General features: G+C 66.9%; 1 protein-coding gene. It reads right to left on the bottom strand.

Annotated features, from left to right (window positions below):
* The coding region (locus tag EN852_RS37955; RefSeq protein ID WP_246694557.1) for a DUF5682 family protein at window positions 1-320 on the bottom strand (320 nt) is incomplete at both ends.

Below are 320 nucleotides of genomic sequence, written 5' to 3' on the forward strand. Positions count from 1 at the left end.
CGTAGACCAGGTTCTCGACCAGGCGGACGGCATATTCCGGCTGCCAGGCGAGCATCCAGCGCTCGCGGAACGTGCCGCGGCTGCGCCCGACATCGGTCAGCCTGCCCCAGTTGACGCCGAGCACGTTCAGCCGATGCAGCAGTGTCGAGCGGAAGAGACCGCTCTCGCTGCGCAGGTCGACGGAAAGTTCCCGCTCAAGCGCCTCTGGCTTCAGCCTTGCCGCCTTCTGGTTGCGCTGCAAATCGTCGATCAGCGGCGCGAGCGGGGTGTCGGACGGGATTTCGCCGACATCGGCGCCGAGCAGCAATTCGGCCTCGACC

Source organism: Mesorhizobium sp. M2E.F.Ca.ET.209.01.1.1 (genome assembly GCF_004010375.2).
Lineage (GTDB): Bacteria > Pseudomonadota > Alphaproteobacteria > Rhizobiales > Rhizobiaceae > Mesorhizobium.